The 19,427-nt window shown below is 46.1% G+C and carries 22 protein-coding genes and 1 pseudogene; 5 read left to right on the top strand and 18 right to left on the bottom strand.

All coding sequences use genetic code 11. The annotated features are described in order from the left end of the window. Positions 1–8: 8 nt before the first annotated feature. Both ACWQXP_RS06925 and ACWQXP_RS06920 read right to left on the bottom strand, forming a co-directional pair. Positions 9–185 carry a BON domain-containing protein gene (locus tag ACWQXP_RS06925; RefSeq protein ID WP_454062097.1) on the bottom strand — a complete coding sequence of 59 codons (177 nt, stop codon included), beginning with the start codon at positions 183–185 and terminating at the stop codon, positions 9–11. Beyond that, positions 125–400 carry a hypothetical protein gene (locus tag ACWQXP_RS06920; protein ID WP_454063030.1) on the bottom strand — a complete coding sequence of 92 codons (276 nt, stop codon included), beginning with the start codon at positions 398–400 and terminating at the stop codon, positions 125–127. Before ACWQXP_RS06920 ends, ACWQXP_RS06925 begins: the two co-directional genes overlap by 61 nt. Positions 401–991: 591 nt before the next feature. Here ACWQXP_RS06920 and ACWQXP_RS06915 point away from each other — a divergent pair. Beyond that, a complete protein-coding gene (locus tag ACWQXP_RS06915; RefSeq protein WP_454062096.1) occupies positions 992–1,672 on the top strand; it encodes a protein-L-isoaspartate(D-aspartate) O-methyltransferase in 681 nt (226 codons plus the stop codon). Between the two features lie 15 nt (positions 1,673–1,687). Here ACWQXP_RS06915 and ACWQXP_RS06910 read toward each other — a convergent pair whose 3' ends face one another. Further along, a complete protein-coding gene (locus ACWQXP_RS06910) occupies positions 1,688–2,452 on the bottom strand; it encodes an endonuclease/exonuclease/phosphatase family protein (RefSeq protein WP_454062095.1) in 765 nt (254 codons plus the stop codon). Between the two features lie 811 nt (positions 2,453–3,263). Here ACWQXP_RS06910 and ACWQXP_RS06905 point away from each other — a divergent pair. Further along, positions 3,264–3,563, top strand: a complete 300-nt coding sequence (locus ACWQXP_RS06905) for a hypothetical protein (RefSeq protein WP_454062094.1) — start codon at positions 3,264–3,266, stop codon at positions 3,561–3,563. Positions 3,564–3,854: 291 nt separating this feature from the next. On the opposite strand, the gene ACWQXP_RS06900 is transcribed toward ACWQXP_RS06905, so the two are convergent. From ACWQXP_RS06900 to ACWQXP_RS06830, 15 genes and pseudogenes are all read right to left on the bottom strand, one after another. After that, the gene (locus ACWQXP_RS06900) at positions 3,855–4,718 is read right to left on the bottom strand and encodes a universal stress protein (protein WP_454062093.1); all 864 of its coding nucleotides are present in this window, start codon (positions 4,716–4,718) and stop codon (positions 3,855–3,857) included. A gap of 174 nt (positions 4,719–4,892) precedes the next feature. Then, positions 4,893–5,920, bottom strand: a pseudogene (locus tag ACWQXP_RS06895) (IS481 family transposase). A 65-nt stretch (positions 5,921–5,985) separates the two neighbouring features. Next, positions 5,986–6,168, bottom strand: a complete 183-nt coding sequence (locus tag ACWQXP_RS06890) for a PEP/pyruvate-binding domain-containing protein (RefSeq protein WP_454062999.1) — start codon at positions 6,166–6,168, stop codon at positions 5,986–5,988. A gap of 47 nt (positions 6,169–6,215) precedes the next feature. Next, entirely contained in the window at positions 6,216–6,515 is a 300-nt protein-coding gene (locus tag ACWQXP_RS06885; protein WP_454062092.1) for a hypothetical protein, read from the bottom strand. Positions 6,516–6,888: 373 nt separating this feature from the next. Next, entirely contained in the window at positions 6,889–7,053 is a 165-nt protein-coding gene (locus tag ACWQXP_RS06880; protein WP_454062091.1) for a hypothetical protein, read from the bottom strand. Positions 7,054–7,124: 71 nt separating this feature from the next. After that, positions 7,125–7,325 (bottom strand): dodecin family protein, encoded by a 201-nt coding sequence (locus ACWQXP_RS06875; protein WP_454062090.1) that lies wholly within the window; start codon positions 7,323–7,325, stop codon positions 7,125–7,127. Between the two features lie 529 nt (positions 7,326–7,854). Then, positions 7,855–8,184, bottom strand: a complete 330-nt coding sequence (locus ACWQXP_RS06870) for a c-type cytochrome (RefSeq protein ID WP_454062089.1) — start codon at positions 8,182–8,184, stop codon at positions 7,855–7,857. A 91-nt stretch (positions 8,185–8,275) separates the two neighbouring features. Then, positions 8,276–8,644, bottom strand: coding sequence for a c-type cytochrome (locus tag ACWQXP_RS06865; protein ID WP_454062088.1), 369 nt, complete (start codon positions 8,642–8,644; stop codon positions 8,276–8,278). Between the two features lie 30 nt (positions 8,645–8,674). Next, positions 8,675–9,166, bottom strand: a complete 492-nt coding sequence (locus ACWQXP_RS06860) for an aminoacyl-tRNA deacylase (protein ID WP_454062087.1) — start codon at positions 9,164–9,166, stop codon at positions 8,675–8,677. Positions 9,167–9,406: 240 nt separating this feature from the next. Further along, entirely contained in the window at positions 9,407–9,784 is a 378-nt protein-coding gene (locus tag ACWQXP_RS06855) for a hypothetical protein (protein ID WP_454062086.1), read from the bottom strand. A 65-nt stretch (positions 9,785–9,849) separates the two neighbouring features. Then, positions 9,850–10,290 carry a c-type cytochrome gene (locus ACWQXP_RS06850; protein WP_454062085.1) on the bottom strand — a complete coding sequence of 147 codons (441 nt, stop codon included), beginning with the start codon at positions 10,288–10,290 and terminating at the stop codon, positions 9,850–9,852. A 183-nt stretch (positions 10,291–10,473) separates the two neighbouring features. Then, positions 10,474–11,790, bottom strand: a complete 1,317-nt coding sequence (locus ACWQXP_RS06845; RefSeq protein WP_454062084.1) for a class I SAM-dependent methyltransferase — start codon at positions 11,788–11,790, stop codon at positions 10,474–10,476. Continuing rightward, the gene (locus ACWQXP_RS06840) at positions 11,787–12,584 is read right to left on the bottom strand and encodes a slipin family protein (RefSeq protein ID WP_454062083.1); all 798 of its coding nucleotides are present in this window, start codon (positions 12,582–12,584) and stop codon (positions 11,787–11,789) included. Before ACWQXP_RS06840 ends, ACWQXP_RS06845 begins: the two co-directional genes overlap by 4 nt. Before the next feature lie 58 nt (positions 12,585–12,642). Further along, positions 12,643–13,086: a universal stress protein gene (locus ACWQXP_RS06835; RefSeq protein WP_454062998.1), complete on the bottom strand. Its 444-nt coding sequence runs from the start codon at positions 13,084–13,086 to the stop codon at positions 12,643–12,645. 92 nt (positions 13,087–13,178) lie between these two features. Beyond that, complete coding sequence (locus tag ACWQXP_RS06830; RefSeq protein ID WP_454062082.1) at positions 13,179–13,502, bottom strand: universal stress protein; 324 nt, start codon at positions 13,500–13,502, stop codon at positions 13,179–13,181. A gap of 525 nt (positions 13,503–14,027) precedes the next feature. Here ACWQXP_RS06830 and ACWQXP_RS06825 point away from each other — a divergent pair. The 3 genes from ACWQXP_RS06825 to ACWQXP_RS06815 all read left to right on the top strand — a co-directional run bounded on the left by ACWQXP_RS06825 (position 14,028) and on the right by ACWQXP_RS06815 (position 19,313). Next, positions 14,028–17,813, top strand: coding sequence for a PAS domain-containing sensor histidine kinase (locus tag ACWQXP_RS06825; protein WP_454062081.1), 3,786 nt, complete (start codon positions 14,028–14,030; stop codon positions 17,811–17,813). 37 nt (positions 17,814–17,850) lie between these two features. Next, a complete protein-coding gene (locus ACWQXP_RS06820) occupies positions 17,851–18,504 on the top strand; it encodes a response regulator (protein ID WP_454062080.1) in 654 nt (217 codons plus the stop codon). Between the two features lie 146 nt (positions 18,505–18,650). Continuing rightward, positions 18,651–19,313, top strand: coding sequence for a response regulator (locus tag ACWQXP_RS06815; RefSeq protein ID WP_454062079.1), 663 nt, complete (start codon positions 18,651–18,653; stop codon positions 19,311–19,313). The last annotated feature ends 114 nt before the right edge of the window (positions 19,314–19,427 follow it).

Below are 19,427 nucleotides of genomic sequence, written 5' to 3'. Positions count from 1 at the left end.
CGATGCGTTTATGTCTTGACCTCGAGCTTATTCACGACCTTGTCAACTCCGAAGACGCACCGAGTATCGAATACGGCCATCTGTTTTTGCCTTTTGTTGAGAGCCAGTCCTTCTAAAGTTACGACTATTTTTTGTGTAATCGTACGAACTTGGTCGGCATTAACACATGGATCCTTCTCCAGCACAAGGCGAACCGTATTTGATTTACTTCATCATTGTCGTCTTCATCTGGTTCGACAGCCATTCCGTTGATAATGTCGCGACTGCCTGATACCCACCAGGCCAAGACTCCCGCTAGCCGTTTTTGAGAGAGCCTGGGCACATGATCATCAAGCAGGACGGCCCCATCGGTCACAGAAGGATTGATGACACCGGGGTTTAATGCTGAGGATGTCTGCACGGTCTCTGTGTTTCCTTTGGCTCGCACGAGGATTGTACTATCGTGGAAGGCCGGCTCTTGAAGGAGCGCATCACCAACGGCATTTAAGAAAGAGAGAAACGAATTTGTGGACGGGGCGTAGTTTAGCGAAAAATTTCATCATTGCCCCCTATTATTCAACAGTCCCTATATGTAATCTTTCACCTTAGAAATTTAAACTAATATACATGCAAGCAATAAGCCAAGTTAGTTTCTCAGGTAAGAAATAGAAAGTCATTTTCTCATTTCATGATTCTTGCCTTTTCCAACGTAGGAGCAGAACGAGCGGAAATAGAAACTGACGAATTTTCGGACCAGGAAAAATTCAATGTATGTGGTAGAAAAGAACATTTGTCCTTCTAGTGATATTTTGAAAGCTTGACTCTTCGTTTTATCTCGAAAGAACATAGATCATATAAGCGAAATGTGTTCCGGGAGCCAGAGCGTTACCTTTATTTTCTGAGTCCTTTTAAAAGAAAACGAGTGACTTAATTGTGACAGACGACGAGAGTCTCGATGCGAGGATCTTGGCCATTCTTTTGCCTAATGCTTCTTCCCCAGTTAGGAACTTTCATGATGGGATGTGATGAAAACACTCTTGGCAATGATCAGACAAGTAGGCAGTTTGAACGCAACAAAATGGTTGATCATCAAATTCTTGCACGGGGAGTGAAAGACCCGGCAGTTATTACAGCCATGCGTCATGTGCCTCGGCATCGCTTCGTCTTGCCGCTCGATTCTGCTGAAGCATACGGAGATTATCCTCTGTCTATTGGTCACAAGCAAACGATTTCACAACCGTTCATTGTTGCATTCATGACTGAAGCCTTACAGCTTCAGCCTGAAGATCGTGTGCTAGAAATTGGTGCCGGATCTGGCTACCAAACAGCCGTGTTGGCACACATCGTATCCCAAGTCTTTAGTATTGAAATTGTCGAACTATTGGCCAAACGGGCAGAACATATTTTGAACGATCTGGGTTGTGACAATGTTGCTATTAAAGTGAATGATGGCTATCAAGGGTGGCCTGAAGAAGCGCCTTTTGATGCCATTATTCTGACTGCTGCTCCTGATCACATTCCACAACCCCTATTGGATCAACTGAAAATTGGCGGCCGACTTGTGCTGCCAGTTGGCGGAGATCCGCAAAGTCTTGTGTTGATACAGCGCACTAAAGAAGGCTATACCCGAACGGAACTCCTCGCAGTAACGTTCGTCCCTATGACTGGGCAAGCGAGGGAAGGCGGTCGGTAGAAATATTGTCTATGATTAACGGGCTGGGACTTGAACACGAAGGTCTGCGACGAGCGGAAGATGGTCTGAAGCAATTAACGACTTTCGTGTACGGGGGACCTGCACGTTTAACACCTCGACGCGTCCATCGTAAAAAATATGATCCAAATGAAGGACGGGAAAGACTCCAGGATAGGTTCGACGTCGCTTGAGAAACGCGCGCAGGTCCAGGCTCTTCAATACTTGGGTGAGCTCAATCGTCGCAAATCCACGACCCCACTCGTTGAAATCGCCTAGTACGATCTTTGGCCCTTGGATGCTGTCCTGGCCGATGAACGTGCCCAACTGCTTGGCCTGATATTGGCGTTCTCGTAATCCTACGCCGAGGTGAACGTTATAGATGTGCAGGGTGTGCTCACGTATAAGAACATCGACACGTTGGCATCCTCGGGCTTTTCGCTTCTTCCACGTCAGATCGAATTGCGTGTGTTGGTTGATGGGAAACCGGCTCATGATAACGTTGCCATACAAACGGCCTCGTACCAATCGCGTGGTCCCCATGACCCATCCCATCCCGAGTGCAGCCCCAAGCTCCTGATCATGGCCGTGGCCCTTCGGCCCTGCTCCCAGGACTTCTTGGAGCGCAATCACGTCAGGTTCGAGTGCGCGCAACACTTCTGCAATGCGACGAGGTAAGACGCGTCGGTCTAATCCGCGACACCGATGCACGTTGTAGGTGGCGATCCGAAATTCGATCGACGATTCGCTTTGGGGATTTTGGTCAAATTTGCGAATCGTCACACGTCCTCATTAGTTTGTCCCATCGTTCTGTCGACCGTTAGCCACTTAGGACACCATAATATGCTTAACGGTATTGGCTCTGAATGAAGGAACGGCCCCAATTCGATGCTTCTACCGTGACTGTGCCCTAATAAGCATCAATTAAAAATAAATGAGTTTCGCTATAGTTGAGTTCCGCTGCCATCAATCTGTTTTTATGTTAACACAACATGGAAAATCTTCCCGTAGACATCTCTGGCCAGTCAGTGTTTAGGAACTCACGACTCAATTCCTGCGATTAAATTTCGTCGACATTTCTGTGTAATCAAACGATATGACCTCTCTCCTGCATAGCTTAAGAACGACGCCAGATTCTTAATCAGGTAAGCTTAACGAACTTATAGGATAAAAAATTTGTCGTCCTCACATTCTACCTTGCCCCTCTGCTGATAAATATTTTTCTTCCGACTTCCTTCTCAAGACACGAATGCAATCTTTTGGCAATCGATGAAGAACGCTATTTGGTTGTGTTGCAGGCTTTCGACAGGAATCATCACTAAAGTTGGAGTGTCACCAGGCATTTCGATAATTGGGTATTCCATGTTCAATACATGAATCGCTGCGCCATATTCGTATACGGGTGTTTCGCTTGCCTTTCAATATTATCTCAGGCTTTCTCTTTAGCCGTTCTGAAAAACTAGGGATTTCCCCAGTTCCCAAAGAGTCATTCTAGAGAGTATTTTACAGATAAGCCGAGTCCCTAAGGATTTATTTTTTATTCATACCATGGAATGTTTTAGGTTCCATATAAGGTGTAAAAGGAGGAGGCGACATGATGTCTGTGTTAACAAGTGACCAGCTTGAGCAAGAATTATCCGATGTCCGTCAACTAAACCGAAAGCTTATTCGCGAAGTGGAAGATGTACAGAAGGAAAATGCTTTTCTTCGTCGACAAATTCTCCAGGATCGTCAATGGATAGCAGATGCCCTGAGAATTCTTCATGAAGCGCAGAATCAATCGGTAGAGAAGCCTGTAGTCAGTTGTTCCTGTGGTTTAGAGGCTGTCCTCCAGCATGCTGAAAAACGAGCGATGGATGCAAAGCAATCTTTTGGTATCAGTAAGGAGGAGTGAAGAGCAACATGAAGGCACTGTCCTCGATCGCTGAAGGTGCAAATCTTTTTAATGGGAGGAGTACGGCTCTAACAATTCATGATTTACGCGAGATTATGTCGTTCGTGCTTCAAGCAGCCTAAAGAAAAATCCAAGATTCCAAGAGAATGTGGGTGCCTGTTCCGTGATCGGAGAGTGGGGGATGCAGAAAGAGGCATCACAGCGAAACTGATTTGTCATATAGTATAGGACTGATCATACCAACCTCACAGTACCAACAGAAAATTGACGAGTTTTACTCGAAACCCCCCTTTATCTAATGAACAACACTGAACAATTTGAGTGGTGAAGAATCGTGTGTGAAACACTTCCTACCAAAAATTGGCTGACAGCGGACGGCTGATTGACTCCCATCATGATGAGGTCCGGTTTCATCTCCGATTCCTGCTGGAGAATAGTTGCAGCCGGCTCACCCATTCCAACAACCCCTGTCACAGAGTAGTGAAACCTATGTAGTTGACTTACTGCGTCGTCAAGAAATGATTCAGTACTTTCGAGAGCGCGTTGGATTTTCGACTCTGAAGCCGAGACTCCAGCTCGTAAAAAAGACCGTGGAATCGAAACGACCGTAAATGCCGTAATTTCTGTACCTTTATGAAATGGGTGCCTTGAGAGGAATGGTTTCACTCGTTGCACATCATCAAGATCTTGAAGCGGGAGAAGAACTTTTTTTGTTTCTTTTATGGGAGCTTTGACAAGTAAAACAGGGCAGGGGGCATGTGTGAGGACTCGATGTGACACGCTTCCTACTACCAATTCTTTAATCTGACCGACACCGCGGACTCCAAGTACAATGAGATCAGCCTTGATGTCTTGAGCCAGGGCGAGGATTCTTTCCGCAGGAGTTCCTTCTTCAAGACGTCTGTCCACAGGAAAGGAATGAGTCGACAGATGTGACATGGTGTGTTTTAACACCTGTTCCGCTTCGTTCCGCATGGCTTGTTCGACGGTCATTGCAAGATCTTTGGCAATATCTGGACCAATCATGGGGTAGGTCAATCGAGGCAGGTCGATCACATGTAGAATCGTGAGGCTTTCCACTGATGCTAATTCACGAATAACTTCACTGGCTTGCTTAGAATACTCAGAACCGTCGACAGCTAATAACACTCGCATACGATACTCCTCGTTTCATCGGGCAACGTGATTTTTATTAACTGAGGATGTTGATCTGTCGAACACAATCGTTTCGATCGCCGATCGTCTCGTGTATCTTGTCATTTTAAATTTCCCCAGATGAGGTGTGTATAAGTCAAGACTTCATCTGACAGACAGCGAGTCCAGTTTGGATTACGCGGCCAACATTTTCTCTTTGGCCAGCGCCACACTATCTTTCCACGTTTGCATTGGCGTCTTGCCATAACACCAGCGGCCCTGATGTGTCCGCTGCTCATTGTCCGCTCGCATCCACGTGTCCAAATCGGCTTGTAACTCTTCGAGCGTGTGATAGATTTTCTTGCGGAATGTCACGCGATAGAATTCATTCATCAGGGTCTTATGAAACCGTTCGACAATCCCATTCGTCTGTGGGCTCTTGGTCTTCGTCCGTGTATGATCAACATATTCCACCGCGCGCGAGAGTTCATAGGCATGCCGGTCCGGCGCTCCACAGTATTCGGTGCCCCGATCCGTAAGCACTCGACTTAATGGAATTTCATGCTCCGCAAAGAACGGAAAGACCCGGTCATTGAGTAAGTCGGCAGCCGTGATCGGCGTTTTACGATCATAGCGCTTCGCAAAGCCGACCTTGCTATACGTATCAATAAACGTTTGCTGATAAATCCGCCCGACGCCCTTGAGCGTGCCCACAGAGAAGGTATCCTGGGCGCCACAGTATCCAGGGCATTCACTCTCGAACTCCCCCTGGGCTTCTTTGGCAACCGTCGCTTTCTCCAAGGCCACGACTTGGGGGTCTGTTAACACCAGCCCTTCTTGAGCCACTTTGGTCTCTAACGCTTTCAGGCGTTTCCGCATGGTCTCTAGATCGTGGCGGAGCCAGATGTAGCGCACCCCGGCCGGCGAGAGCGTGCCCCCTTCTTTCCGCAACTCATTGGCCATTCGCACTTGCCCCCACGCGGGTTGTTCAATGGTCAGATTAATCAACGCGTCTTCCACTTCCGGGGCGACCCGATTCTTCTCAAGGGGCTTCCGCCGAGAAATCTCCTCCAGCGCGGCTTCTCCGCCAGTCTCATATAATTCTTTGAACCGATAAAAGCTATCCCAACTGTAGTCTGACAGGCTTTGGAGACATTCCCCAATTGCTTGCCGAGTTCCAGCAACCCGACTTTCGTTTTAATGATCCTTTGCTCCTGTGTCATCGTCCTCGCTCCTTTTTCCCAGCACCTGGGATTTCGAGGACTCTACCTGACTGTCAGATTAAATCCTAATACCTGCAGTTTAAACCATAAAGTATCTTTTTAATTTTTCGATCGAGTTTGGCTTCATGAAAAAAGTCTCGATACGCTTGAGCGGTGATAGCAAACCCGTTCGGTACTTTTACCTCTTTGTCGGCAAGTTCTCTGAACATTTCTCCGAGTGACGCATTCTTTCCGCCAACACGAGGGATATCATCAAGATTAATATCTTTAAACCAAAGGATATAGGGGACTTTGCTTAATAGTCATCATAGGGATTAAATGTCGTGATGGTTTTACCGGGTTTCAATGGGTTCTTGACTGAATGAACCTTACTGCAATTCGGACTTTTAAATTGTTCGAGTTGATCCTCTTCAGAAGAACCGATGCTTGCCTTCACCTGATGTGGCCATGAGCACTGGAAAAGCTGAAAGCCTACTAAGGACTGACCGATTTCGGTATAGCCAAGTTGCAGCATGTGCTCGGCTTCGGCGATCTTTTGCTCTCCCTGCGGTAACGGAGCAGTTGCTGGTTTGAAAAGATCAAATGAACCATTCAATGAAGCTAAGCCCTTGGTGTAGGCTTTTAGAATGTTTAAAAGACTCGTGGTTCCTTTTCCCCCGTCGTCATAAGAAAACTCAATTTTCTGGACGGTCCCTTAATGGCATACCATCTGTCGATTAAAGTTGAAAAAGTCTCCTAAGTATTCAAATCATGGACCTCATTGCATTACCCACCCATTCATCAGATTCAACGTACTCTACTCGCAACTCGGTATGCGTGACCTCTTTGACCTCCACAACGGGCGTGAACTTCTAGCGCTTCACTTTTTCTTCCCAGGCCTACGCGTCGAGCTGATGATCGCTTAGGATGATTCTGAAGCATCCGACCACCATGTGTTCTCGCGCCATCTCGTTTATCAGGGCGTTTAACTAATCGACCAATAATAATTTATCGTCTGGGGTGTCACATGCAAAATGGGCTTCTTCATGTTCCGTGATGCATTTCAAATTCGTGACGACTGCGCTGAAAGCTAGCGCAACTTGCTCAACCGCATGTACCCGAGACTCGCCGATTTCCCGTATTCCAATATTCACGTCATACGGAAAATACCTCCACCTCTGACAGCGGTGTGATAAGCGTCTACGTTCTTTTGAAAAAACTGCTCTTACTTTTTGTCCAACACAAACGAGATCATCCCATTAATCCGATATTGGGTAATTTTGTTATTGTCCACTTTTGCCTCCATTTCCTTTATGTACATGGACTTAATGCCATGGACACTCTTGCTCGCCCTCGCTACCGCTTGAGATGCTGCGTCTTCCCAGCTCTTTTCTGATTCTGCCAATACTTCAATAACTTTCAACATGTCTCCTATGGTCAAGCCTCCTTTTTAAGAAATTATGGTAATAAATGGAGTTCTCCTCCATTCAAGTCGTCCGCGACGATTACACATGAACACCTTGCGTGGGCTTCCCGCGCTGTTTCAGGACCCGATTTTCAAGCGAATTTCAAGATTTGCGATACAGCGTTCCACAATTCGCTTTTGCTGCTGCAGACTGATCTGTTTCGTATCTTGACTCCCCACTTTGTTGCGATTCTTCTTGTACATTCATCCATCCGAATGCCTCGCTGAGTTGTGTATTCGTATAACACTCCATCATTTCCGATGAGTTGTTAAAGATCTTTGCGATTAGTTCCTCGATGTTCGCATCGAAATCATCGATCCCGGCTTGGCATGTTTTCTAATCAATCCCTGAAATATCTCATGTTGACAGCGAAGTTGGTCGATGTCGTCGACCATGGATAAAGCGTTGAGTTGTGGTTGCTGTTTTTTTGTCCATGAGCTTCTCTCCTTGTGGATATCGACAATATGAAGAAGTAGTTCCATGATGATCCTATTCACCGGCTGGTAAAGATGCCGACGCAAGGGCGCGAAGATACTTCACGACATTGACTATTTCCTGATCGCTAAGAACACCTTCCCATCCAGGCATTTCGAAGTGGACGCCATATTGAATAATTTCAAACAACTCTTTATTTGATCGAGCTCGTGTCTTCTCAGCTAAGAGATCCGCTGGTCTCTGTTCTTCGAGGTACGGCCCTACGGCACCACGTCCATCTCCCCTTTCACCATGACATTCCACACAATTTTCTTCAAAAATGACCTTTCCCTTCTCTGCACTCGCATATGTTTCAGGGACAAGCATGGCAAAACATAGGTTCATAAGAAAAACGGTGGTGCATGCCAATTTTAGGTTATCTATCATTCTCAATTGGGGTATGACACTCTGTTTCATATTGTGCAATAGACCAATCTTAGTGCGCTGTTGCCTCGAAAGGGGCTATCTGGCGAATGTACTGGACGACAGCTCTCATTTCTTGAGGAGTTAGCTTGTCAAACCATTGATGCATTGGACTAAAGGCCAGCCCCCAGACCACTGCCGAACGCAAATCAAGATCAGATTTCATTCTTGATTCAACTGATTGAAAATTGGTGGGAGGTACCGTGAGGGTCGAAGCATCTGGCCCGTTTCCTTCTCCATTGCTTCCATGACATCGAAGACAATGTGTTTCATAGATGCCTTGGCCGTTGGCTTGATCTTCTGAAGAATCCTGTGCGAGACCTTCTGATCCGATTAGTAGTAATCCAAACGAGCTTACAAGTAAATACAACAGAACACTCATTATGTCTCTCCTCATGTTATGACGGGTGTATCATTCTCCTTCTGAGATTTTGGATGGTCCGAGATGAAATGTCTCCACCACTGGGTTCACATGAGCTGCGAAATCCTTGTATCGCATTTTTACCCCTTCCTGATGTGTGCCGCCATCAAACACAATCTCTTCATCTTCCGTGAGCGAATGATCAACGTAGACCTTTAATCCGTACAAATTGCCAAACGGTGGCATCGCACCCACTTCACAGTCGGGAAACAAATCTTTAAACTCACCCTCGGAAGCTAATCGTACATCCTTTGCTCCAAAAACCTCCTTCAGTCGATGTAGATCGACTTTCCAAGTTGATGGGAGAACAGTCATGACGAGTTTGTCATCCACGTTGACCATAGTGACCTTCGCAAGGTCTTTACCTGGGACATGTAAACTTTGTGCCGTTTCTAATGAGGTGTACACTTCCGTATGCGGTAGCACTTGGTAAGGAACCTTTTGACTCTCGAGGTATTCTTTCAGTTTGTTGGAGATCGACATAATGTCCTCCTTTTATATTGCTTTTTGAGTCGTATCTTGTTGTTTAAAGCAAAGCGGATGCCTGACATACTTTCGAGGCATTTCGTGGGAAGTTTCCTACTTCTTGACCGGCTATAATTCTGAATATCGACTTGGGAGGTCTAGAAAAGGGGAAATTAGGGACAACCCCAATTATGCAGTGTGGTATTTTGGAGCAACGCGGGATTCCATCGAGCGTTAGTAATTGTGCTCTACGCGCTCTTATAAATGTTTGAGATTCAGTAGGATGGACCGACGAGCCATTAAATTTGCGATGCATCGTTCCAAGACACGAGCGCGTTGCTTGAAGCTCATTGCTTCACGATCTTTCCAAGAGTATTCCCGTGCTACTTCTGGTAGATTCATCCAACCAGCCGTTTCATCGTGTTTGGCACGGGCATAGGCTTCCAGCATCTCTGAAGAACTGCCGAAGATTTCCGCTATCTCCTGGTTCACGCGAGCATCGAAATCGTCCAAGTGTAATGTGATGTCATTGTGCGACAGGATCTCATCAAATAGAGCGAGCTGAAGTTGTAACCGTTTCATGTCATCATTCAATTGGAGTATACGTTGCTGAAGTGTTAGTTCGACATTTTGCACAACGAGTTCTCCTTTATTCCACAAACCAGGGTAGTATGGTCACCTTTTTGATGCCTTCTCCCTGGCTATTCCTGAATAGATTCGAGGTAGGCCAGTAATTGCCATATTCTTCCTCTCACCTGATCCGCCCACTGAGTTTCGGTTGACACTTCATCATCTGGGATCTGAAACCAGACACCCCAGACAGGCATATCACGAGGTCCGTGAGTCGTTATCTGTTCGCGGCCATCAATGATGCGATAGGTCTCCCAAAATGGAAACTTTTTGCCATTGATTTTGCTTAAGTGTGTAAGATTTGCTGGTGGAATCTTGAGAGATGAAGCCTTCGGACCATCTCCATGGCCTCTCCCCCCATGACAAGTGGCACAGAATTTTTTGTAAAGATATCGTCCTCCTTCTATGACTGTATCTTCCTGTGCCAAGCTCATTAAGGCATTCGCATGAAGGAATGTCAGTGTCATGAACATGATGCTAAAGATTTGTCTTACGCGCCGACTGTTATTCATAGATTCTACCTTAAAGATTGGGTTCCTAAGAATGAATATCTCCCCAATTAGCGTGTTACATTATCGTAGGGGGAGGGGACTAGTGAACTAGGGATATCCCCAGTTGTTCCAATTAAATCTCTAGGTATCTTCCGAACACCTTTTTCAGATTTCAGAAAACACAAACCGGTTGTCCTACAAGGTTCATTCATCCATTGAATCAACGTACCAAGGCTTTCGGGTTTGAGGAGAGCCACTAATATTCCCACCAGGTTTTATAAATAGTGATTGGTACACATGCACCCGCCCTTTGTACATTTCATACGCGGTCCCGGCCAGGTATAACTGAAACACTCGAAACGTTTTAGGATTGGTCAATAGTTCAATTGAAGATCGTTGGGACTCAAGTCGATGGTGCCAATGATTCAGCGTCGCGACATAGTGCTCTCGAAGGTTTTCGACATCACGAACTTCCATGCCGACTTGCTCGCCAGCGTTCAGGATCTCGCCGATGGTTCCCAGATAATGCCCAGGAAAGACGTAGGTCGCAAGAAATTCCTTCCCCGGACGCATGGGGAGAGTGGGATTTCTGGTGATTCCCTGGCTAAAGAACACCCCATTGGGTTTTAACAACCTATGGGAAAGCGAAAAGTACTCCTGAAGCTCTGATTGAGGTACGTGCTCTAACATCCCGACGCTGGAGATTTTGTTAAAGAGACATTCACCTTTGATATCTCGAACGTCACATAATTTCACAGAGGCATTGTTTTGCAAGCCGAATTCGTGAATTTTCTCAGAAGCAAAGTCAGCCTGCTTTGAACTCAGCGTGACTCCCAGGGCCTGTGCGCCATAATGTTTGGCGGCATGGATTGTCAGACTTCCCCACCCACAGCCCATATCCAGAAATGTTTCTCCTGGTCGCAAATCTAATTTACGACAAATGTAGTCAAGTTTATCTTCTTGGGCTGTATCGAGCGAGGATTCAGGAGATCGAAAATAGGCACAACTGTAAGTCAGAGATTGATCCAACCACAGGCGCCAAAATTCTATTGGCAGGTTGTAATGAAAATTGATGGCCTGTCGGACTTGTTCGCGAGACTCTTGAACATCAGACAATGTAGCAGAATTCCACCCTTCTTTTTGGGACAAAGGTCGCTGAGGAATAGCCCGAAGATAGTGGATAACTTGACTCTTTTGGTAGAGACTCGGGTTGAAATACGTCAGGGAGTCTGCTAAGGCAAACACTTCTTTCATGTTGCCTTCCACATCAAAAGCTCCATTAATATACGCTTCTCCCAAGGTTAAGGAATCTGGATCAATAAACATTTGGCGAACGCTATACGGATCGTGAAAAATCAACGTGACTTTGGGAATTCCCTCACCACTCGTACACCAATGGGTTCCATTCCATAACCGAATTTCAACGCCCGAGACTGCTAATGCTTTAGTGAGTAGTCGGAGAAATTTCTCCGCTCTTTTAGACACTGATCTGTCAGACTGTGTGGCCGAATTTGTCATCATTGTTTCCCTCCGTCTTTGGGCGAATCCATCTTTTCAACTGAGCGAGCAAAGACGCTCAAGAGATCTATGGGAATAGGAAAAAGAATGGTCGAATTTTTGTCGCCAGCAATGCCCGTAAGCGTGTCTAAATATCGTAATTGGAGGGACACTGGATTCTCACTCAGTACGTTGGCGGCTTCAGTCAATCGTTGAGATGCCTGATATTCCCCTTCTGCGTGGATAACTTTCGAGCGACGCTCCCGTTCGGCTTCCGCTTGTCGAGCGATGGCGCGTTGCATTTCATGGGGAAGGTCTACGTTTTTCACTTCGACTGCGCTGACCTTGATCCCCCACGGTTCCGTGGATTGATCCAGAATGCGTTGTAAATCGGAATTGATTTCATCTCGTCTTGAAAGAAGATCATCGAGCTGGCTTTGTCCTAGCACACTACGAAGCGTCGTCTGGGCCAACATCGAGGTGGCATAGAGGTAGTCTTCTATCTCAACGATGGCATGCTGTGCGTCAACCACGCGGAAATATATGACTGCATTGACCTTGATGGACACATTATCCTTGGTAATGACATCCTGTGCGGGAACGTCCATTGTCACAGTTCTCAAACTCACACGAACGAGCTTATCGACAAAAGGTATAATGATGATCACGCCCGGTCCGTTTTTTCCAATCACTCCGCGGGCCAGTCGACCAAACCGGAAAATAACCGCCCGTTCATATTCGCGGAGGACATGAAACCCCATTCCCGCTATGACCAAAAGCAGTACAATAAAAATCGTCGGGCTGTAGAATGAAAACATGTTCGTCCCTTCTGCTTTTGGACCTATCCACCTTGTAGCTTTTTCAAAAACATCACGGTCATCGCACAACTAAGACAGAACATGGTGAACGGTGAACCACGCTATGCGAGACACTTCCCATAAAAAAACGAGAGAGCCCTCTTCGTCCATGCGAACCGACAACTATTAAGTCTGATTGCTTCTCAACAACCGTAGCTTCAATCAGTTCTGCGGGAGGACCGTACCGTACAAGAGATTCCGCTTGGTACCCCAAATCTGTGAGCTGAGCCGCCGCATGATCCGTCAAGGCCCTTCCCGCGACCATCAGCTCTTCTCTGAATGATCCGGATAACAAACTCTCTTCCATCGCGTAGTCGCTATCAAACGGGACAGCGTGAAACACCGTGACTTTAGAACGTTCTTGAAACGGCATTCTCTCAAAGAACGCGACGGCGCGGCTCGAATCTTCGATACCTTCTATTGGAAGAAGCAGGTGCTGAAGTCGGGGTATGGGAGTTTTCACAATAAGGGTCGAACACGATGCATGAGACATCACTCTGTGAGAAACACTCCCAAACACGAGTTCTGACACTCGATTAAGACCGCGAGCGCCCATCACAATGAGGTCGACTTTTTCTTTTGCGGCAATATCGAGAATGATTTCGGGAGGCTTGCCTTTTTAATTTTTTGAGAGAGCGACTCAACAGACATCGTAAGGCTTCCTTTGAGCCGCTCCAAAATCTCTTGCGCATCACGTCGCACCTCTTTTTCTACGATTTGCGGTAGGTCTTTCATTTCGGGCCACAGTGATTGATAACCGACAGTGGGACTGTCTATGACATTCAGCATAATGAGGTACTCACATGGAGCAAATTGAGCGAGCGCCTCCGCAGCTTGAAACGAGGCTTGTGATCCATCCACTGCCAATACGATTCGCAATTGTTTCTCCTTTGTAATGTAGCGCCTTTATGAAGAATAGAGAGCAAAACGATACCTATTGTACATACTGGAGTTGAAGATCAAGAGTTATGCCAAGAGAGTTCGATCGCTAAGAGCTTCGCATATTTGTTGGAGTCTACTCGAGCCGACGAAATCTGACAGGTAGAAACATATTCATGTTTATGAGGGGACTGTAGCACTTTTCTACATCTTCAGAATGAGGATGCACCCAAATATCCCCAACACCTTAGGTTCTTCAGGCCGATCCCTGTCATTCCCGCGAAGGAGGCAATTGAGTCCGTTTTTTCTAAAGTCGTTATCCACGTATATTTCCGAGAATATAAGTAGGTAATTCGATCATTTCTGGCAACAATAGAGAAGGGGGTATACCTGAAGATTCAAAAGGAATATGATTTAACTGTATTCTCGTCATATCAAAACGGTGTTGTCGAACAATTTCCTCTTCCAGCAGATCAAAAGGCATCATAAGGTAATTTCGGAAGACTCATTGAAACATTGACTAAAATGGGGATGCTCCGAACGCTTTCACAGGATCAAATCAATTCAGCCATTCTGGATGCTCTTCCAGCCCACATCGCAATGGTTAACACAGACGGTGTGATCTTGTTCGTCAATCAAGCCTGGAAACGTTTTGCAAAGGCTAATGCGTTCAAAGGACCTCGGTGCGGCATGGGCAGCAGTTATATAAAAATCTGTGAGGAGAGTCATGAGAATTGTGCCACTGAAGCTTTGACCGTAGCCGAGGGGTTATGTGCTGTTCTCAATGGTAGTCAAAAGTGCTTCACGTGGGAGTATTCTTGTCATGCCCCGAACGAATTTCGTTGGTTTCAAGTGATGATCACGCCGATTTCACAAACCGAAAATATTGGTGCAGTGATCATGCATCTGAACATCACAGGGCAGTATCTTACAGAGGAGGCCAGGAAACTCAGTCATCAAGTTTTTGAAAGTTCTCCTGATCATATTGCTGTGGTGGGTTGTGATTATCGCTATCGTCAGGTCAACCATACGTATGAAATGGCACATGGTCTTTCACGTCAGGAAATTGTAGGAATGCCTATGTCAATGCTCTTAGGGGAAGATGTGTTCCAAGAAATCGTGAAGCCATATTTCGATCGAGCGCTTGCTGGCGAAACCGTCGGTTACGAATTTTGGATTAACTTTCGAGTTTTGAAGAGACGCTTCATGATGGTGACCTATACCCCCTTACACACGGGCGATAGAGCAATTGATTCAATCGTGGTGATTGCCAAGGATCTCACCGACCGAAAGCTCGCGGATGAGGCCTTAGTGAAAAGTGAAGGTCAACGGCGGCTCGCGATGGGAGCAGCCAAGGTAGGAACCTGGACGTGGGATATCACGACAAAGAGAGTGCTGTGGTCTGAGAATGTTGAAGAACTGTTTGGCGTATCCCACGGAACTTTTGACGGTACTTATCAAGCCTATCTTGATCTCATTCATCCGTCTGACCAGAGTGCAGTCAATGATGCCATTCTGAAAACCATCAACCATTATGATCCGTTTAACATTGAACATCGCATCGTCTGGCCTGATCAAACGATTCATTGGATGTCTTGCCAGGGGTGCCTATTTCGCGATTCTGGAGGTAAACCGCTTTGGATGTCTGGCACAATCATCGATGTGACAAAACGCAAACAAGCCGAGGAAGCTTTTAATGAAAGCCAGGCAAAGTATGAAGGCATCATTCATACGGCGATGGATGCCGTGGTGACTATCGATGAGCATCAGCAAATTATCGTGTTTAACCCTGCCGCTGAAACCATGTTTAAATGTTCAGCTGAGAACGCGATCGGAGCATCCTTAGACCAATTCCTTCCTCGGCGATTTCGAGATGCTCATCGTCGTTATATTAAAGAGTTTGATCACTGTGGGATCATTCCGCGCCCAATGGGCTATCCCGGCATGGTGGTGTATGGGTGTCGAGCTAACGGGGAAGAATTTCCCATTGAAGCCTCTATTTCAAAGGTTGATATCGGAGATAACAAACTCTATACCGTCATCTTACGTGATATTACGTCGCGGTTCGAGGCGGAGCAAGCTCTACAAAGAAGCGAGGAACGGCTAGAATTAGCCCTTAAAAGTGCCAATCTGGGTGTGTGGGATTGGAATCCCCAGACTAGCATGGGCCATCACGATAAACGATGGTTGAACATGCTTGGATACAATGTCGACGAATTGGATGGGAGGTTTGACAGTTGGAAACAATGTTTACATCCACAGGATCTCGCTTCAGTCTTGCAGAATCTTCATGATCATCTGGATAATCTGACCCCGATTTATCAGACGGAATACCGGCTTCGGATGAAGAACGGGAACTGGAAATGGATACTCGATACTGGAAAGGTAGTCAGTCGCGACTCAACGGGACAGCCTTTACGTGTCATTGGAACGCATCAAGATATCACAGATCGAAAAACGATAGAACGGGAGCTGAATAAGGAACGGGAATTTGTGAGTGCGGTCTTGGAAACCTCCGGCGCACTTGTCGTGGTGCTTGATCCAGAAGCACGAATCGTTCGTTTTAACCATGCTTGTGAGACTTTAACCGGCTATACTGTTGTAGAGATGAAAGACAAAATTATCTGGGATGTTCTGCTGCTTCCAGAAGAAATCCCGGCGATTAAAAAAACCTTTCAAGACCTCTGTCAGGGAGGACCTTCGACTCATTTTGAACATCATTGGGTAACCAAGGACCAAGATACAAAGTGGATTACGGGTTCTTATACAACCCTCGTCAACGACAACGGCGAGGTGGAATACATTATTGGCACTGGTATTGATATCACTGAACGACGAAAAGCCGAGGAAACCATTGACCGTCTGTGGCGTCACAATGAACTGATTTTGCATTCAATGGGAGAGGGGATTTATGGAATCGACATCGAAGGAAAAATCACGTTTTTTAATGCGGCAGCAGAAAAATTGACTGGCTGGACATCTGAAGAATTATTAGATCAAGTCGCTCATGCTGTATTGCATCACACGAAATCAGATGGAACCCCTTTCCCATGGCATGAATGTCCCATCTACCTCTCGTTGAAGAACGGTGAGACTCATCAGGTTGCAACGAATGTATTCTGGCGTCAAGATGGTTCCAGCTTCCCAGTTGAGTACACGAGTACCCCAATTTATGGGGAACATGAAACGATTGAAGGTGCGGTTGTGACGTTTAGAGACATTACGGATCGAAAAAAATCAGAAGAAGCCTTGCAAATCAGTGAAAAACGATTTCAGGCCTTTATGAATCATAGTCCAGCGGTAGCTTTTCTCAAAGACAAACAAGGTCGGTATGTCTATGTGAACCAAGGATTTGAACGACAGTTGAATTTTAACGTAGGATCATGTCTGGGTAAGACCGATCATCAATTATTTCCCCCTGAAGTGGCTCGTGCATTTCGACACCATAGTCAGAAAATTTCCAGCATCAGCGAAGTAGTAGAATCCGAAGAAACCACATTGGATAACAGAGGAGAGATCCGTTCGTGGTTAATGTATACATTCCCGGTCTATAGTGGTTCTGAAGAGAAATTTCTCGGTGGTGTTGCACTCGATATCACAGAACGGAAACATGCAGAAGAATCATTACGACAGCGTGAGGAAGAACTTCAGGCTCTTGGTGGGCAACTCATTTCTGCTCAAGAGGATGAACGACGACGACTATCGCATGAACTTCATGATGACATGAACCAACGTTTGGCTATCCTGGCCCTCAGCATACAAACTGTGCAGCATGACCTACCTCCTGCCAATCCCATGAACCAAACCCTTCAATCATTGTATGAACAAGTTTCTTCACTGTCTGACGATGTTCGACATCTTGCCTATCAACTGCATCCTTCCATTTTGGACGATCTTGGTTTGGAGGTGGCGTTACAATCCTTTGTCAAAGATTTTTCAAAGTGGGAAAAGATACCGATTACATTCACGTCAAGGGGTTTGAAACGAAATCTCAGTCAAGATGTGGCATCCTGTCTGTACCGAGTGACGCAAGAAAGTCTGAGGAATATGGCTAAACATGCCGAAGCCTCTCAGGTTGCGGTGTCATTACAGGAAGAACATCCTGACATCACGCTCCGTATCAAGGATGATGGTAAAGGATTTGATGTCGAGGCTGTACGGTCCGGTCGACATGGGCTGGGTCTCATTAGCATGCAAGAGCGAGCGCGATTGGTTCACGGCACGCTCTCGGTAAATTCCTCGCCAGAACGAGGGACGGAAATATGTCTCGTCATTCCTTTTCCAAAAATATCATCTGGAAAAAAGAAGTGATACATTCTCGGATTATTCAAAAAGGAGTCATGCACGATTGAAGAAACGTCCTACCATCCTCTTGGCTGATGATCACACGATGGTCTTGGAAGGATTATCTAAAATCTTAGCTGAAGATTATACGATCGTCGGTTTGGTTGAAGATGGAAGGGCATTAATCCAGTCGGCTCAAAAACTTGAACCGGATGTGATTGTGCTTGATATCTCCATGCCACTCTTGAATGGGCTCGAAGCTGCTCGCCAACTGAACAAGCTTCTTCCACGTACAAAGTTTATCTTCCTGACGATGCATGCTGATCCAGCCTATGCGACTCAAGCATTTGACGCCGGAGCTTCAGGGTTTCTTCTGAAACGGTCGGCTGCTGAAGAGCTGACGCAGGCGATTCAGGCCGTTCTGAAAGACCAGTTTTATGTCACGCCGGTTATTGCGAAGGATTTCCTGTTATCTGTGAAAAATATGTCTCCAAGGACTCCATCTTCATCGCCAATTAATACGTTGACCCCACGGCAGCGAGAAGTCCTCCAACTCGTGGCAGAAGGCAAGTCTATTAAGGAAGCTGCGAGTATCCTAAATATTTCGAACAAAACTGTTGAGTTTCACAAATCGCGAATCATGCAAGAATTACACGTTCACACGACCGCAGAATTGACGAAGTATGCTCTTGCTCAAGGGGTAATCTCTTCAGAATAAATCACATTCCTGTGGCCTTTGCCTGGAATATTTGTCACAAAACTAGGGGCTTTCCTAGTTCCGACAGAGTCGGGTATAGGCTACCGTAGGTTATGAACTCATTGCGAGACTCTCCCTCAAAGCCCTCTTGTTGTGCGGATTTTTTTATGCGTCCACGTGTTGTGTTAGCTGATGATCATCCTATGGTGTTAGCCAGTATACAAAAAGTGCTCGAGGCCGAGTTTGAGGTTGTTGGAACAGCTGAAGATGGTCTAAACTTGGTCAGAGTTGCCCAACAACTACAGCCGGATGTCATTGTCCTGGATATGTCGATGCCCACGTTGAATGGCTTACAGGCCGCTCAACAGCTCAAGAAGCTAGTTCCTGCCTGTAAGCTGATTTTTCTTACCATGCATGGCGATCCAAGCTATGTCCGACAGGCATTTGCGTCAGGGGCTTCAGGATTTTTACTGAAACGCTCTGCGGCCACAGAACTGAGTGAAGCCATTCACCGCACGCTTCAGGGCCATACTTACCTCACTCCACTAATTTCCTATGTGGACAATGGTGAATTAAACAAAAGCTCAATAGATTGTGTGGCTAAACTGGGTCATTTGACATCTCGACAACAGGAAGTCCTTCAATTAATCGCAGAAGGACAGTCAACAAAAGAGATCGCCACGATTCTTCACATTTCTGTAAAGACAGTGGAGTTTCATAAGTCTAAAATCATGGAACGACTGAAACTTCATCGTATTGCAGATTTAACAAAATATGCCTTGGCCCATGGACTGACCGAACCGATACCTCCTAATACCCCTTTCTGCTGACGAGTACGGTTTTTCTCCCTAAGCATGTTACGAGATTGTTCTTTTTTGCAACGGTAATGACTCCTCGGTTTTCCCAATTCTTAAAGCCTGCCTAGTAAATCTTTTGTTCATAAC

The sequence above is a fragment of the Candidatus Nitrospira salsa genome, assembly GCF_965152625.1.
Note: the sequence above shows the minus strand (reverse complement) of the source record. Positions and strands in the feature narration are given on the sequence as shown.